This is a genomic window from Xanthomonas sacchari, from assembly GCF_024266585.1.
Taxonomy (GTDB): Bacteria; Pseudomonadota; Gammaproteobacteria; order Xanthomonadales; family Xanthomonadaceae; genus Xanthomonas_A; species Xanthomonas_A sacchari_C.
In genome coordinates, this window is record NZ_CP100647.1 from 4,038,536 (window position 1) to 4,054,256 (window position 15,721).

At 67.6% G+C, this 15,721-nt stretch carries 16 protein-coding genes; 4 read left to right on the top strand and 12 right to left on the bottom strand.

The features are described 5' to 3' along the window. Nucleotides 1-13: 13 nt before the first annotated feature. Nucleotides 14-1,843, top strand: a complete 1,830-nt coding sequence (typA, locus tag NKJ47_RS16875; protein ID WP_010340464.1) for a translational GTPase TypA — start codon at nucleotides 14-16, stop codon at nucleotides 1,841-1,843. A gap of 16 nt (nucleotides 1,844-1,859) precedes the next feature. Beyond that, the gene (locus NKJ47_RS16880) at nucleotides 1,860-2,345 is read left to right on the top strand and encodes a DUF2127 domain-containing protein (protein WP_254458951.1); all 486 of its coding nucleotides are present in this window, start codon (nucleotides 1,860-1,862) and stop codon (nucleotides 2,343-2,345) included. A 166-nt stretch (nucleotides 2,346-2,511) separates the two neighbouring features. Here the strand turns inward: NKJ47_RS16880 and NKJ47_RS16885 are convergent, their stop codons facing one another. Together NKJ47_RS16885 and NKJ47_RS16890 are read right to left on the bottom strand one after the other, a co-directional pair. Beyond that, nucleotides 2,512-3,675 (bottom strand): mechanosensitive ion channel family protein, encoded by a 1,164-nt coding sequence (locus tag NKJ47_RS16885; RefSeq protein WP_254458952.1) that lies wholly within the window; start codon nucleotides 3,673-3,675, stop codon nucleotides 2,512-2,514. 261 nt (nucleotides 3,676-3,936) lie between these two features. Continuing rightward, nucleotides 3,937-5,331 carry a class II 3-deoxy-7-phosphoheptulonate synthase gene (locus tag NKJ47_RS16890; protein WP_254458953.1) on the bottom strand — a complete coding sequence of 465 codons (1,395 nt, stop codon included), beginning with the start codon at nucleotides 5,329-5,331 and terminating at the stop codon, nucleotides 3,937-3,939. Nucleotides 5,332-5,530: 199 nt separating this feature from the next. Here NKJ47_RS16890 and NKJ47_RS16895 point away from each other — a divergent pair, with 199 nt between their 5' ends. Together NKJ47_RS16895 and NKJ47_RS16900 are read left to right on the top strand one after the other, a co-directional pair. Next, nucleotides 5,531-7,675, top strand: a complete 2,145-nt coding sequence (locus tag NKJ47_RS16895; RefSeq protein ID WP_254458954.1) for a TonB-dependent receptor — start codon at nucleotides 5,531-5,533, stop codon at nucleotides 7,673-7,675. Nucleotides 7,676-7,949: 274 nt separating this feature from the next. Beyond that, nucleotides 7,950-8,840: an alpha/beta hydrolase family protein gene (locus NKJ47_RS16900; protein WP_254458955.1), complete on the top strand. Its 891-nt coding sequence runs from the start codon at nucleotides 7,950-7,952 to the stop codon at nucleotides 8,838-8,840. A gap of 164 nt (nucleotides 8,841-9,004) precedes the next feature. Here the strand turns inward: NKJ47_RS16900 and NKJ47_RS16905 are convergent, their stop codons facing one another. The 10 genes from NKJ47_RS16905 to rpsE all read right to left on the bottom strand — a co-directional run bounded on the left by NKJ47_RS16905 (nucleotide 9,005) and on the right by rpsE (nucleotide 15,641). Beyond that, nucleotides 9,005-9,517 (bottom strand): disulfide bond formation protein B, encoded by a 513-nt coding sequence (locus NKJ47_RS16905; RefSeq protein ID WP_254458956.1) that lies wholly within the window; start codon nucleotides 9,515-9,517, stop codon nucleotides 9,005-9,007. A 191-nt stretch (nucleotides 9,518-9,708) separates the two neighbouring features. Then, a complete protein-coding gene (rplQ, locus tag NKJ47_RS16910; protein WP_010340456.1) occupies nucleotides 9,709-10,092 on the bottom strand; it encodes a 50S ribosomal protein L17 in 384 nt (127 codons plus the stop codon). A 200-nt stretch (nucleotides 10,093-10,292) separates the two neighbouring features. After that, nucleotides 10,293-11,291 carry a DNA-directed RNA polymerase subunit alpha gene (locus NKJ47_RS16915; RefSeq protein WP_010340455.1) on the bottom strand — a complete coding sequence of 333 codons (999 nt, stop codon included), beginning with the start codon at nucleotides 11,289-11,291 and terminating at the stop codon, nucleotides 10,293-10,295. A gap of 50 nt (nucleotides 11,292-11,341) precedes the next feature. Continuing rightward, nucleotides 11,342-11,971 (bottom strand): 30S ribosomal protein S4, encoded by a 630-nt coding sequence (gene rpsD / locus NKJ47_RS16920; RefSeq protein WP_184502563.1) that lies wholly within the window; start codon nucleotides 11,969-11,971, stop codon nucleotides 11,342-11,344. Nucleotides 11,972-11,985: 14 nt separating this feature from the next. Beyond that, nucleotides 11,986-12,378, bottom strand: coding sequence for a 30S ribosomal protein S11 (gene rpsK / locus NKJ47_RS16925; RefSeq protein WP_003470632.1), 393 nt, complete (start codon nucleotides 12,376-12,378; stop codon nucleotides 11,986-11,988). Between the two features lie 9 nt (nucleotides 12,379-12,387). After that, a complete protein-coding gene (gene rpsM, locus NKJ47_RS16930) occupies nucleotides 12,388-12,744 on the bottom strand; it encodes a 30S ribosomal protein S13 (protein ID WP_010340453.1) in 357 nt (118 codons plus the stop codon). Nucleotides 12,745-13,083: 339 nt separating this feature from the next. Next, nucleotides 13,084-14,454, bottom strand: coding sequence for a preprotein translocase subunit SecY (gene secY / locus NKJ47_RS16935; RefSeq protein WP_254458957.1), 1,371 nt, complete (start codon nucleotides 14,452-14,454; stop codon nucleotides 13,084-13,086). Between the two features lie 7 nt (nucleotides 14,455-14,461). Then, nucleotides 14,462-14,905: a 50S ribosomal protein L15 gene (rplO, locus tag NKJ47_RS16940; protein WP_019796105.1), complete on the bottom strand. Its 444-nt coding sequence runs from the start codon at nucleotides 14,903-14,905 to the stop codon at nucleotides 14,462-14,464. 6 nt (nucleotides 14,906-14,911) lie between these two features. Beyond that, entirely contained in the window at nucleotides 14,912-15,103 is a 192-nt protein-coding gene (gene rpmD, locus NKJ47_RS16945; RefSeq protein WP_010340450.1) for a 50S ribosomal protein L30, read from the bottom strand. Further along, nucleotides 15,096-15,641: a 30S ribosomal protein S5 gene (rpsE, locus tag NKJ47_RS16950; protein ID WP_010340449.1), complete on the bottom strand. Its 546-nt coding sequence runs from the start codon at nucleotides 15,639-15,641 to the stop codon at nucleotides 15,096-15,098. Before rpsE ends, rpmD begins: the two co-directional genes overlap by 8 nt. Nucleotides 15,642-15,721 lie beyond the last annotated feature (80 nt).

Genomic DNA, 15,721 nt, shown 5'->3' on the forward strand with positions numbered 1-15,721 from the left:
GGCCCCCTTTCGCATGTCCATCGAAAATCTTCGCAATATCGCCATCGTCGCCCACGTCGACCACGGCAAGACCACCCTCGTCGACTGCCTGCTGAAGCAGTCCGGCACCCTGTCCGAGCGCACGGTGCTGGCCGAGCGCGTGATGGACAGCAACGACCAGGAAAAGGAACGCGGCATCACCATCCTGGCCAAGAACACCGCCATCACCTGGCAGGGCAACCGCATCAACATCGTCGACACCCCCGGACACGCCGACTTCGGCGGCGAGGTGGAGCGCGTGCTGTCGATGGTGGACACCGTGCTGATCCTGGTGGACGCGATGGACGGGCCGATGCCGCAGACCCGCTTCGTGACCCAGAAGGCGTTCGCGATGGGCTTCAAGCCGATCGTGGTGGTCAACAAGATCGACCGCCCCGGCGCGCGCCCGGACTGGGTGATCGACCAGGTGTTCGACCTGTTCGACAAGCTCGGCGCCACCAACGAGCAGCTCGACTTCCCGATCGTCTACACCTCGGCGCTGAACGGCTACGCCTCGCTGGACGACAGCGTGCGCGACGGCGACATGACCCCGCTGTACGAAGCGATCATGCAGCACGCGCCGAAGCCGGACGTGGATCCGGACGGCCCGTTCCAGATGCGCATCAGCCAGCTGGACTACAACAACTTCGTCGGCGTGATCGGCATCGGCCGCATCCAGCGCGGCGTGCTGAAGAAGAACATGCCGGTGGCGGTGATCGACCGCGAAGGCAAGAAGCGCCAGGGCAAGGTGCTGCAGGTGCTGGGCTTCCTGGGCCTGGAGCGGATCGAGCAGGACAGCGCGCAGGCCGGCGACATCGTCGCCATCTCCGGCATCCAGGAACTGACCATCTCCGACACCGTCTGCGCGCTGGAAGCCCCCGAGGCGCTGCCGCCGCTGACCGTGGACGAGCCGACCATCTCGATGACCTTCCAGGTCAACAACTCGCCGTTCGCCGGCAACAAGGACCTGTCCGGCGGCAAGTTCCTGACCAGCCGCCAGCTCAAGGACCGGCTGGAGCGCGAGACCGTGCACAACGTGGCGCTGAAGGTGCAGCAGCTGGAAGACGCTGACAAGTTCCTGGTCTCCGGCCGCGGCGAACTGCACCTGTCGGTGCTGATCGAGAACATGCGCCGCGAGGGCTTCGAACTGGCCGTGTCGCGCCCGGAAGTCATCATCAAGGAAATCGACGGGCAGCTGATGGAGCCGGTCGAGCAGCTGGTGGTGGACATCGAGGAGCAGCACCAGGGCGGCGTCATGGAGAAGCTGGGCATCCGCAAGGGCCAGCTGAAGAACATGGAGCCGGACGGCAAGGGCCGCGTGCGCCTGGACTACATGATCCCGGCGCGCGGCCTGATCGGCTTCCAGAACGAGTTCCGCACCCTGACCCAGGGGTCGGGCCTGCTGTTCCACGTGTTCGACCACTACGGCCCGAAGGAACAGGGCGCGATCGCCAAGCGCCAGAACGGCGTGATGATCGCCAATGCGCCGGGCGCCACCCCCGCCTACGCGCTGGGCCCGCTGGAAGAGCGCGGCCGCCTGTTTGCCGCCGAAGGCGACAACGTGTATGAAGGGCAGCTGGTCGGCATCCACTCCAAGGACAACGACCTGACCGTCAACGCGATCAAGACCAAGCCGCTGACCAACATGCGCGCCTCGGGCAAGGACGATGCGATCAAGCTGACCCCGGCGATCAAGTACACGCTGGAGCAGGCGCTGGACTTCATCGAGGACGACGAACTGGTCGAAGTCACCCCGAAGGAGATCCGCTTGCGCAAGAAGCACCTGACCGAAAACGAGCGCAAGCGCGCCGGTCGCGCGGGCTAAGCGGCAGCACCCGCCCATGGCCGCCGAGAAGGCGTACAACCCGGATCCGCATGCGCATCCGGGCCTGCACCTGATCGCACTGCTGGAGGCCAGCAAGGGCCTGCTGGCGGTGCTGGCGGCCACGGGGCTGGAACTGATGGGGCCGGCCCCGCTGCGCGCGGGGGTGGACCGGCTGATCGTGCGCTTCAGCCTGGACCCGGACCACGGCGCCCTGCCCTCGCTGCTGACCATGATCAGCCCGGGGGCGGTGCACCTGGCCGCCGCCGGCATGCTCGCCTACGGCGTGCTGCACATCATCGAGGCGTGGGGCCTGTGGCGCGCCAAGGCCTGGGCCTCGCTGCTGGGCTGCATCTCCGCGGCCATCTACCTGCCGTTCGACGTCTACGCGATCGTGCGCCACCCCGGCTGGGCGTCGTGGGCGGTGCTGGCGATCAACCTCGCCGTGGTCGGCATCCTGGCCCGCGACCTGGTCCGGCGCCGGCGGCATCCTCCGGCGGTCTGAGCCGCACCCGGCGCCGCAGCGGCGCCGATTTCCTTCAAACGATACGCGCCTGCGCTTCAGGCGTGGCGCGCTCCTGCGCCCGGCATCCGGCGCACCGTTGACCGTGCGCAGCGCGCCCCGTCCAACGCGGCATGCCCCCTCCGCCGCAGCATCGCTCAGCGATCAATCACCGCGCCGCGCGTGCCTCGCCGGTTGCGGCATTCACCGCCGGCGCCCCATCCTCGGCACCCGGCGAGCGCATCGCCTCCGAATCGCTGGCGCGCACCGGCGGATGCGACAGCTGCGCCGGCTCCGGCGCCAGTTCCGCGCGCAGCAGCGGCAAGGCGTAGGGATGCTCGCGCACCAGGAAATCCAGCATGCGTTCGCGCACGATGCAGCGCAGGTCGAAGGCATCGCCGGAGTTGCGCGCGCTGACCAGCAGGCGCACCTGGATCGTGCGTTCGCTGGTGTCGGTCACCTGGGTCACGCACACCCGGCCGTCCCAGAGCGGCTCGCTCTTGCAGATCCGCTCGAGCTCGGCGCGCACCTGCGCGATCGGCGTGCGGTAGTCCAGCCACAGGAACGCGGTGCCGAGCAGGTCGGCGCTGTTGCGCGTCCAGTTCTGGAACGGGTTCTCGATGAACCAGGTCAGCGGCACCACCATCCGCCGCTCGTCCCAGATCCGCACCACCACGTAGGAACTGCCGATCTCCTCGATGCGGCCCCATTCGCCTTCGACGATGACCACGTCGTCGAGCCGGATCGGCTGGGTCAGCGCGATCTGCAGGCCGGCGATCAAATTGCCGAACACCGGCTTGGCGGCGATACCGGCGACCAGGCCGATGATGCCGGCCGAGGCCAGCAGGGTGGTGCCGATCTGCCGCACCGCCGGAAAGGTCAACAGCACGATCGAGGTGCCGACCAGGATGATCGTGCCCATCGCCACCCGCGCCAGCACCCGGGTCTGGGTCTGCACGCGGCGCGCGGTCAGGTTGTCCGCCACCTCGATCGGATGGCTGCGCAGGATCGCCGTTTCCAGCGCCGCCACGCCACGCACCAGCAACCAGGTCACGCAACCGATCATGCCGATGTGCAGCAGGTGCTGCAGGTCGCTCAGCGCCGCATCGTCCAGCGGCGTGGATTCGAGCGCGAAGCTGAGCATCAGCATCGGCAGCAGGAAGGCGACCGGCACGCTGACCACGCGCACGATGCGCGCGCGCCGGTAGTCGCGGCCGCGCATGCGCTGGGCGATGCGCAGCAACAGCCACCAGGCCAGGAAACCGAGAATCAGCGCGGCGCCGATCGGCAGCGTGTAGGCACGCCACGGCAGCCAGTGGAGATCGAGGGCCAAGATGCGCTCCTGTGTCGGGGGGAGGAGTCGCGACAGCATGGCAGCGCGGGGATTAGCGCGATGTCGAGCGTACGCGCCAGGCGCCGCCTGGCGCACCGGCGCGCACGCTAGCGCTTGCGAACACCGGGCCGCATGCCGGCGGCAGCCGCGCGATGCCGGCGCGTGGGGACTGCAGCGGCGCCACGCGCGTCTGTGCACGGCACCAGCGTCGACACGCGGGTACGCGCGCCGCCGACTAGACCAACCAACTACACTAACCGACTACGCCAGCGGCGTGGCGACGTTGCGCCCGTTCTGCTTGCGCACGATCGCCATCGCGATCTCCAACGACTGCTCGTAGTTCAGGCGCGGGTCGACGCTGGAGCGGTAGGCGCGCTCCAGGTCGCGCTCGGTCAGCTCGCGCGCGCCGCCGGTGCACTCGGTGACGTCCTCGCCGGTCAGCTCCAGATGCACGCCGCCCAGGCGGGTCCCGGCCGCGGCATGGATGTCGAACGACTGCTCCACTTCGCCTAGCACGTTCTGGTAGCGCCGGGTCTTGTAGCCGTTGCTGGTGCTCTCGGTGTTGCCGTGCATCGCATCGCACACCCACAGCACGCGGCGGCCGTCGCGCTTCACCGCGTCCAGCAGCGGCGGCAGCTTCTCGGCGATCTGCGCCGCGCCCATGCGGTGGATGAAGGTCAGCCGGCCCGGCTCGTCTTCCGGATTGAGCACGTCGATCAGGCGCAGCAACTGGTCCGGCTGCGCCGACGGCCCGACCTTGATCGCGATCGGATTGCGGATGCCGCGGAAGTACTCCACGTGCGCGCCATCCAGCGCCGCGGTGCGCATGCCGATCCACGGATAGTGCGTGCTGAGGTTGAACCAGCCCCACTGCCGCGGCACCTCGCGGGTCAGCGCTTCCTCGTAGGGCAGCAGCAAGGCCTCGTGCGAGGTGTAGAAATCGACGCGGTTGAGGTTGTACAGCTGCGCGCCGGACAGGGTCTCCATGAAGCGCACCGCATCGCCGATCGAGGCCACCATCTTCTGGTAGTCCTCGGCCAGCGGCGAGTAGCCGACCCAGCTCAGGTTCCAGTACTCGGGATGGTGCAGGTCGGCGAAGCCGCCGTCGATCAGCGCACGCACGAAGTTCATGGTCATCGCCGAACGCGAGTGCGCAGTGATCATGCGCCGCGGATCCGGCACCCGCGCCTGCGCGGTGAACTCCGGCCCGTTGACCACGTCGCCGCGGTAGCTGGGCAGGGTCACGCCGTCGCGGGTCTCGGTGTCGGCCGAGCGCGGCTTGGCGTACTGCCCGGCGTAACGGCCGACGCGCACCACCGGCAGGCGCAGGCCGTGCACCAGCACCAGGCTCATCTGCAGCAGGACCTTGAGCCGGTTGGAGATGGTGCCGGATTCGCAATCGTTGAAGTTTTCCGCGCAATCGCCGCCCTGCAGCAGGAACCGCTTGCCCTCCTGCGCCTCGGCCAGCTGCTTCTTCAGCGCGAAGATCTCCCAGGAGGTCACCAGCGGCGGCAACTGCCGCAGTTCCGCCAGCGTGGCCTCCAGCGCCTGCGGGTCCGGATACACCGGCATCTGCAACGCCGGCCGCTCGCGCCAGCTCGCGGGCGACCAGGACGACGAGGCGGATGCGGACACGGGGGCGGCGGACAGATTCATGAAAGGACTCCTTGGCAGTGTGTGATGTTCGCAGAGCCGGAGCGCGCCGCATAGCGTCGTGCGCCGGTCACGCTGGCAGCGCCACGACATGAACGGCAAGCAACATCGCGATGCCGCCATGACTTCCGGCCTACGCCGGCGTTTTTGCGAAAGCACACTGTTATTAAGTAACAATTCCTCCCCTTCGGTCCGCCTTGCCATGACACGTCGCCCCCTCTCCTCCGCCATCGCCCTGATCCTCCTGGTCGCCCCCGGTCTCGCCCTCGCCGCGGACGCCGCCGTCGACAGCACCGCCGCCGCCACCGAGCCGACCGTCGATCTCGACCCGGTCACCGTCACCGCCAAGCTGGAAGCCGCACGCAACGCGCTGTCGCCGGACATCGGCAGCAGCCAGTACGCGATCAGCGCCGAGGACATCGCGCGCCTGCCGCTGGGCGCCTCCACCCCGCTCAACCAGGTGCTGCTGCAGGCGCCGGGCGTGGTCCAGGACTCCTATGGCGGCATCCATGTGCGCGGCGACCACGCCAACCTGCAGTACCGCATCAACGGCGTGATGATCCCCGAATCCATCTCCGGCTTCGGCCAGACCCTGGACCCGCGCACGATCAAGAACATCCGCCTGCTCGACGGCGCGCTGCCGGCACAGTTCGGCGACCGCACCGCGGCGGTGGTCGACATCACCACCAAGAACGGCGTGGAACTGGGCAACGGCGGCAGCGTCGGCATCACCGGCGGCTCCTACGGCACGCTCAACCCCAACGCCTCGTGGTGGGGCAGCGACGGCCGCTTCAGCTGGTTCGCCAGCGGCAACTACCTGCAGAACCGCATCGGCATGGAGAATCCGACCGACAGCGACAACCCGATCCACGACAAGACCCACCAGGGCAAGGGCTTCGCCGACCTCAGCTACCTGCTGAACGAGAACACCCGGCTCAGCCTGCTGGTCGGCTACGCCAACAACCGCTTCCAGATCCCCAACAATCCGGGGCAGACGCCGGCGTTCACCTACCAGGGCACCAGCACCTTCGATTCCTCCCAGCTCGACGAGAACCAGCGCGAGAACACCCGCTTCGGCACCCTGGTGCTGCAGGGTGCGCTCGGCGACACCAGCTACCAGCTGTCGGCCGGCCAACGCTACAGCAGCGTCGCGTTCTCCCCGGACATCGCCGGCGACCTGATCTTCAACGGCATTGCCTCGCAGGTGCAGCGCGCCAACCGCGCCAGCACCCTGCAGGCCGACTTCTCCACGCCGTGGGGCAGCACGCATACCCTGCGCTATGGCGTGTACGGCAACTTCGAACACGCCAACGCCAGCAACAACGCCTACGTGTTCCCGGCCAACGACGACGGCAGCCAGAGCAGCGACGTGCCGCTGTTCATCCCCGACGCCAGCCGCTTCCACGCCAGCACCTACGCGGTCTACCTGCAGGACGAATGGCAGCCGAGCGACGCCTGGACCATCAACTACGGCCTGCGTGGCGACCGCTACAAGGCCTTCGGCACCACCGAGGGCCAGCTCAGCCCGCGCTTGGGCGTGGTCTGGCACGCCAGCGACAGCACCACCGTGCACGCCGGCTATGCGCGCTACTTCACCCCGCCGGCCACCGAGCTGATCTCCACCAGCGACATCGCCCTGTACGACGGCACCACCAACCAGCAGTCGGCGGCGGGCGGCCCGACCAAGCCGCTGAGCGAGCGCAGCGACTACTACGACCTGGGCATCTCGCAGATGGTCGGCGACCACCTGACCCTGGGCCTGGACACCTACTACCGTAAGGCCGACCGCCTGCAGGACGAAGGCCAGTTCGGCGCCGCCTACGTCTATTCCACCTTCAACTACCGCTACGGTCGCATCCGCGGCGCCGAGTTCAGCGCCGACTACAGCAACGGCCCGATCAACGCCTACTTCAACGCGGCCTACAGCAAGGCCATGGGCAAGCGGGTGATGACCAGCCTGTACAACTTCGACCCGGATGCGCTGGCCTACGCCTACGACCACTGGATCCACCTGGACCACGACCAGAAGCTGACCTCCTCCGGCGGCATCAACTACGCCCTGGCCGACGACAGCCGCATCGGCGCCGACTACCTGTTCGGCAGCGGCCTGCGCACCGACGCAGACGGCGTGCCCAACGGCGGCGAGCTGCCGGCGTACTTCCAGCTCAACCTCAGCGCCGGCCACGACTTCGCCCTGGCCAGCAGCCACCCGCTGCACGCGCAGCTGGCGGTGCTCAACGTGCTCGACCGCCACTACCAGTTGCGCGACGGCGGCGGCATCGGCGTGTTCGCGCCGCAATGGGCGCCGCGCCGCGGCGTCTACCTGAGCCTGCAGCAGGACTTCTGAGCAGGCCGGGGCGACGGCCTGCGGCGCACCGGTCGTGCGCCGCAGGCGTCGTGGCAGCGGAGCGGCGGCGCGCCGCCCCGATCCGCCACGGCAGGTCGCTGCAGGACGCGACGGGTCCGGCCACTTGCCGCGCCCCGTCCGGCATTCCAGCGAAGCCCGCGTGCCGCGTCGTGGCCGCGGCCTAGCCCAGCGCAGGCAGGCCCGCGACGGCATGCCGATCGCAGCGGACCGCCACGACGCGTTGCCACGCCTCCGTCCATGCCAGGTCCCGCCCATGCGCAAACACCTGTTCGCCGCCGCCCTCACGAGCGCCCTCCTCATCCTCGCGGCCTCCCCGCTGGCGCATGCCGAAAGCGTCACGGATTTCCGAATGCCGGTCGCCGTCCAAGGCGTCGACTACGATCTCGCCGCACGCGTGTATCGCCCCACCGGCCCCGGCCCATTCCCGCTGATCGTCATCCACCACGGCACGCCTGCGGACAAGCGCAAGCTCGCCGACACCCGCCTCGGCTTCGCCCGTGCCGCCCGCTGGTTCGTCGCCCGCGGCTACATGGTGGTGCTGGCGCTGCGGCCCGGCTACGGCAGCTCCAGCGGACGCTACCTGGAAGGCGCCGGCAACTGCCATGACGTCGATTTCGTCGTCGCCGGGCGCAAGATCGCCGCGGCCGAAGCGGCGATCGTCGACGCCGCCGCGCGCCTTCCCGACGTGGACCCGCAGCGCATCGTCGTGGTCGGCCAATCGGCCGGCGGCCTCGGCGCGGTGGCGCTGGCCGATGCGCCGCCGCCGGGCGTGCTCGGCGTGATCAGTTTCGCCGGCGGGCGCGGCAGCAACGGCAAGGAAGTCATCTGCGCCGGCGAGGACCGCCTGGTCGACGCGGAAAAAACCCTGGGTGCGGCCAATATGCTGCCGCAGCTGTGGCTGTATACGGAGAACGATCACTTCTTCCGGTCCGAGCTGGCGCACCGCATGTATGCGGCCTACCGCTCCGGCTCAAGGCCCCCGGTGACCTTCGTCGACCTGCCGGCGTTCGGCGACGATGGCCACAAGACCTTTGCCCAGGCCACTCCCAAGGTGTGGGCCAGGCCGGTGGCGGCGTTCCTCGCCCAGGTCGTCCCGCGGGCGACACCCTTACCGTCGCCGGCGCCGGCCAGCGCGTCGCACTGACCCACAGCTCGCCATCGCGATCGCCGGGGGCGCCGGCCGGACCGGGTGGAGAACCTCGGTGTGTGGCGGCGAGCGCTTGCAGGCGCCGCCGCCTGCGGCAGCCTCAGCGGCTGCCGCCCAAAGGCGCCGTCAGGCCGCACGCTCGGCGCGCCGCAGCGGCACGCTCAGATCAGCGTGCGCCGGCGGCTCTTGAAGCCGGCATAGAGCGCGAACACGGCCAGCAGCACGAAGCAGATCAGGCACCACATCGGCATCGACAGGCCGAGGAAGCGCCAGTCGATGTTGCCGCAGTCGCCGGTGCCGGTCAGCACCCGGCGCAGCACCTCGAACGGCCCCATGGTCTCGCGCAGGAAGCTTAGCGGCGGGCCGCAGGAGGCCATCGGATCCGGGAACAGCTGCACCGACACGTGCTTGGTGGAGATGCCGGCGCCCACGGCCGCGGCCAGGAACGCCAGGACGCCGTAGAGCTTGCGCCCACCGGCGCTGCGCGGCCCGTGCAGGGCGCCGAGCAGGAACAGCACACCCAGCGCGGCGAAGGCGATGCGCTGGAAGATGCACAGCGGGCACGGCTCGATGCCCAGCTGCAGCTGCACGAAGATCGCATAGCCCAGCAAGCCGGCGCAGATCAGAAAGCCGAGCAGGAACTGCGCGCGGAAACCCCAGCGTAACGGATTCATCGGACTCGGACTCGCAGCGACGATCCGCGCATTATCCGCGATCGTGCGTTCCATCACCATGTGTCATGGCGCCATTGGCCGCCCTGCCCGCACCGCCGCCGTACTCTACCAATCCCCAATCCCCAATCCCGGCCGCAAAAACAAAAAAGCCCGGACAAGCCGGGCTTCTTGCTGCTGCAGGGGCGGACCGATTACTCGGCCACTTCCTCGGCCACGGCCGGGCGGTCGACCAGCTCGACGTAGGCCATCGGCGCGTTGTCGCCGGCGCGGAAGCCGCACTTGAGGATGCGCAGGTAGCCACCCGGGCGCGCCTGGTAGCGCGGGCCCAGCGTGGTGAACAGGGTGCCGACCGCTTCCTTGTCGCGCAGGCGCGCGAAGGCCAGGCGGCGGTTGGCGACGTTGTCGACCTTGGCCAGGGTGATCAGCGGCTCGGCGACGCGGCGCAGTTCCTTGGCCTTCGGCAGGGTGGTCTTGATCAGCTCGTGCTTGATCAGCGACGCCGCCATGTTCTTGAACATCGCTTCGCGGTGGGCGCTGGTGCGGCTGAACTTGCGGCCGGATTTCTGGTGACGCATGGGTTGGGATTCCTATGGAAGAGTGGGACTGATGGAAATCGCTGTCGCCGTCCTGGCGTTGAATGTGGACTGCGGATGGTCCGTGCCGGCCGTCCTTGACCGGGCGACGCCGCGGGCTTGGCGACCCGTCGACGTGATGGTGCGGATGAAGCGAACAACGCGCGGCCGGCACCTTGCGGCACCGGCCGGATACGCAAGACTCAGCCGAGCATGCCGTGCTGGGCGACGCCGGCCGGCGGCCAGTTCTCCAGCTTCATGCCGAGCGACAGGCCACGCTGGGCCAGCACTTCCTTGATCTCGGTGAGCGACTTCTTGCCCAGGTTCGGGGTCTTGAGCAGCTCCACTTCGGTCTTCTGGATCAGATCGCCGATGTAGTAGATGCTCTCGGCCTTCAGGCAGTTGGCCGAACGCACGGTCAGTTCCAGGTCGTCGATCGGACGCAGCAGCACCGGATCCACGCCGTTGCTGGCCGGCTTGGCCGCGCCACGGTCGCGATGGGTGAAGTCGCCGAACACCGACAGCTGGTCGCTGAGGATATCGGCGGCGGTGCGCACGGCTTCCTCGGCATCGATCGTGCCGTTGGTTTCGATGTCCAGGACCAGCTTATCCAGGTCGGTACGCTGTTCGACGCGGGCCGACTCGACCGCGTAGGCGACGCGGCGCACCGGCGAGAACGAGGCGTCCAGGACCAGGCGACCGATGGTACGGGTCTCTTCGTCCGGACGGCGACGCGCGGCGGCCGGCTGGTAGCCGAAGCCACGCTCGATCTTCAGACGCATGTTGATCGCCGTGTCCTTGGTCAGGTGGCAGATCACGTGGTCGTTGTTGAGGATCTCGACGTTGTGGTCGGTCTTGATGTCGGCGGCAGTGACCGTGCCCGGACCCTGCTTGGACAGCGACAGCGTGGCGCTGTCACCGGTATGCATGCGGATGGCCACGTCCTTGAGGTTCAGCAGGACTTCCAGCACGTCCTCCTGCAGCCCTTCGACCGTGGTGTACTCGTGCAGCACGCCGTCGATCTCGACTTCGGTGATCGCGAAGCCGGGAATCGAGGACAGCAGCACGCGACGCAGGGCATTGCCCAGCGTATGCCCATACCCGCGCTCCAAGGGCTCGATCACGACCTTGGCGCGGTTGTCGGTAAGGCGTTCGATCTGCGGCCCACGCGGGCGCAGAACCTGGTTGGCGGTAACCGTCATGTTGCGGGTTCTCCTGACGAGCCTCCGTGACCGGAGGCTCTCCAATGTGATTACTTCGAATACAACTCGACGATCAGCGCTTCGTTGATGTCGGCAGGCAGGTCCGCACGATCCGGCACGGCCTTGAAGATGCCGCTGAACTTCTTCGAATCGACCTCGACCCAGGACGGGTTCAGGTCGTGCGTTTCGGCAACGCTCAGCGCTTCCTGCACGCGAAGCTGCTTCTGCGCCTTTTCCGACAGGGCGATCGCGTCGCCGGCCTTGACCTGGTACGAGGCCAGGTTCACCGACTTGCCGTTGACCAGCACGCCACGGTGCGACACCAGCTGGCGAGCGGCCGGACGGGTGACGGCGAAGCCCATGCGGTAGACGACGTTGTCCAGGCGGGTTTCCAGCAGCTGCAGCAGGTTCTCGCCGGTGTTGCCCTTCTTGGTCGAGGCCTTCTTGTAGTAGTTGCGGAACTGACGCTCCAGCAGGCCGTAGATACGCTTGACCTTCTGCTTTTCGCGCAGCTGGGTGGCGTAGTCGGACAGCTTGCCCTTGCGGGCGGTCGCGCCGTGCTGGCCGGGCTTCTGCTCCAGCTTGCACTTGGAGTCCAGCGCACGCGCCGGGCTCTTGAGGGAAAGATCGGCGCCTTCGCGGCGCGCGAGCTTACAGGTAGGACCGATATAACGAGCCATTTCTTATCGCTCCTTTAGACGCGACGCTTCTTCGGCGGACGGCACCCGTTGTGCGGGATCGGCGTCACGTCGATGATGTTGGTGATCTTGTATCCGACGTTGTTCAACGAACGGACGGCGGACTCGCGACCCGGACCCGGGCCCTTGATGCGCACTTCCAGCGACTTCACGCCGTAGTCGAGCGCAGCGCGCCCGGCCTTCTCGGCGGCCACCTGCGCCGCGAACGGCGTGGACTTGCGCGAACCGCGGAAACCGGCGCCACCGGAGGTCGCCCAGGACAACGCATTGCCCTGACGGTCGGTGATGGTCACGATGGTGTTGTTGAACGAAGCGTGGACGTGGGCGACGCCGTCGGTGACGACGCGCTTGATCTTTTTCTTGGTCTTTGCTGCTGCGGGCTTAGCCATGTCGGTCCCTTACTTCTTGATCGCCTTGCGCGGACCCTTGCGGGTGCGGGCGTTGGTACGGGTGCGCTGACCGCGCAGGGGCAGGCCACGACGGTGGCGCAGGCCGCGGTAGCAGCCCAGGTCCATCAGTCGCTTGATGGCGATGCCGATTTCGCGACGCAGGTCGCCTTCGACGATGTACTTGCCGACTTCGAGACGCAGGCGCTCGATTTCCGGCTCGGACAGGTCGCGGATCTTGGTGGTCGAGGTCACGCCTGCGGCTTCGCAGACCTTCTTCGAACGGGTACGGCCGATGCCGTAGATGCTTTGCAACCCGACCCAGACGTGCTTCTGGGCTGGCAGGTTGACGCCTGCAATACGCGCCATGACGCGGTTCTCCAACTGAGTGATGGCCCGACGGCGCACCACGGCGCCATCCGGCAGGATGGATCAAAAAGTGAACTTGTAAGTCTAGCAAGGTCTCGGGTTACATGGAAGCCCACGAAACCTCACGGTTCCGCAAGCCCGGCATGGGGAGTGTGCCCATGCTCCGGCGCCGGACGTCGTTGACAGGAAGAAACCTCCGCCCTGTCGCCCGCGCTACTCCAGCGCAGGACCACCACGTCTCACCCGCGCACGAGACCGCTGCACGGGCCGCCCTTCAAGTCGGAAGACTGCGCCCGGGAGCCGGGGCGTCTTCGCGGAGGGATTCAAACAGTATAGCAATCAACCGCGGGCAAAACCGCCGCCGCGCGAGCCGCCCTTGAGGTTGGCCTTCTTCAACAGGCTTTCGTACTGGTGCGACATCAGGTGCGCCTGGATCTGCGCGATGAAGTCCATCACCACCACGACCGCGATCAGCAGCGAGGTGCCGCCGAAATGGAAGGTGGTGCCGAGCTGGACGCGCATCACTTCCGGCAGCAGGCAGACGATCACCAGGTACACCGAGCCGGCCGCGGTCAGGCGGGTCAGCACGCCGTCGACATAGTCGGCGGTGGCCTTGCCCGGGCGGATGCCGGGGATCAGCGCGCCGGATTTCTTCAGGTTGTCCGCGGTTTCCTGCGAGTTGAACACCAGCGCGGTATAGAAGAACGCGAAACCGATGATCAGCGCGGCGAACACGATCATGTGCACCGGCTCGCCCGGGCCCAGCGCATTGGCGATGCGCTGCAGCACGCTGCCGAAGGTGCTGTTGGAGGCGGCCTGGCCCGACCACATCGACAGCGTCGCCGGGAAGGCGAGGATGCTCGAGGCGAAGATCGGCGGGATCACGCCGGCCATGTTGAGCTTCAGCGGCAGGAACGAGGTCTGGTTCATGTACGCGTTGCGGCCGCCCTGGCGGCGCGCGTAGTTCACCGTGATCCGCCGCTGCCCGCGCTCGACGAACACCACGAACAGGGTGAAGGCGAGGATGGTCAGCACAATCAGCAGCAGCGAGATGAAGCTCATGTTGCCGTCGCGGTAGGACTCCACGGTCTGGATCGCCGCCGCCGGCAGGCCGGCGACGATGCCGGCGAAGATGATCAGCGAGACGCCGTTGCCGATGCCGCGCTCGGTCACCTGCTCGCCGACCCACATCAGGAAGATGGTGCCGGCGGTCAGCGCGATCACCGCGGTGAGCACGAAGCCCATGCCGGGGGCGTACACCACCGGCGCACCGCCCGGTGCGGTCTGGTTCTGCAGCGCCAGGGCGATGCTGCCGCCCTGCACCACCGCCAGCAGCACCGCGCCGATGCGCGAATACTGGGTGATCTTGCGCCGGCCCGATTCGCCTTCCTTCTGCATCGCCTTCAGCGACGGAAAGATGTGCGTGGCCAGCTGGATCACGATCGATGCCGAAATGTACGGCATCACGTTCAGCGCGAAGATGCTGAAACGGTGCAGGGCGCCGCCCGAGAACATGTTGAACATGTCCACGATGCCGCCGCCCTGCGCCTGCATCAGCGCAAGCATGGCTTCGGGATTGACGCCCGGCACCGGCACGTAGCAGCCGATGCGGTAGACGATCAATGCGCCGAGAACGAACAACAGGCGCTGGCGAAGTTCCGTGAACTTGCCGAGCCCGCCGCCGAGGTTACCCATGCCAGCCTGCGCCATCTGCGTGTTACTCCTGCACGCTGCCGCCGGCAGCTTCGATTGCCGCCTTGGCACCGGCGGTCGCGGCGACGCCCTTCAGCACGAACGCCTTGGTCAGTTCGCCCTTCAGCACCACCTTGGCCTTCTTCGCGGTGCTCGGGACCAGCTTCGCGGCGCGCAGCGCGGCGAAATCGATCTCGCCGGCCGGCAGGTTGTCGAGCTGGTAGGACAGCACCTCGGCGGTGTCCTTGGCCATCTTCGAACGGAAGCCGATCTTCGGCAGACGGCGCTGCATGGGGGTCTGGCCGCCTTCGAAGCCGGCCTTGATCTTGCCGCCGCCCTTGCGCGCGAACGAACCCTTGTGGCCGCGGCCGGCGGTCTTGCCCAGGCCGGAACCGATGCCGCGACCGACGCGAGTGCGCTCGGTGCGCGCGCCCGGCGCGGGCTTCAGATCATTCAGATGCAAAGTCATGGTCGATTACTCCTCAACCTGGACGAGGTACTGAACCTTGTTGATCAGGCCGCGCACTTGCGGGCTGTCCTTCAGTTCGCGCACATCGTTGAGCTTGTTCAGGCCCAGGGCACGCACCGACAGGCGGTGACGCGACTGGGTACCACGCAGGCCGCGCACCAGGCGCACCTTCACCGTCTTGGTGGATTCATTAGCCATGGGTCAGATCCTCCACCTTCTTGCCGCGCTTGGCCGCGATGCGGGCCGGCGACTGCATGTCTTCCAGGCCGCGCAGGGTCGCGCGCACCAGGTTGATCGGGTTGCGCGAACCGACGGCCTTGGCCAGCACGTTCTTCACGCCGACCGCTTCCAGCACGGCGCGCATCGCGCCGCCGGCGATCACGCCGGTACCTTCCGAGGCCGGCATCATGAACACGCGCGCCGCGCCGTGGCCGGACTTCACCGGGTGCCACAGGGTGCCGTTGTTCAGGTCGATGTTGAGCATGCCCTTGCGCGCGTACTCCATCGACTTCTGGATCGCGACCGGCACTTCGCGCGCCTTGCCGTAACCGAAACCGATCTTGCCGTTGCCGTCGCCGACCACGGTCAGCGCGGTGAAGGTGAACTGGCGACCGCCCTTGACCGTCTTGCTGACGCGGTTGACCGCGACCAGCTTCTCGATCATGCCGTCGTCGACTTTCTCTTCGCGGTTGCGGTCGCGATCACGACCCCGCGGTGCACGCTGTTCTTCAGCCATTGTGATGTCCTTGATAGAGGAAAAGATTTACGGCTTCGTTGCCGCTTGTGGTTGTGGTCTGGAGCCGTGTTCCCCGGACG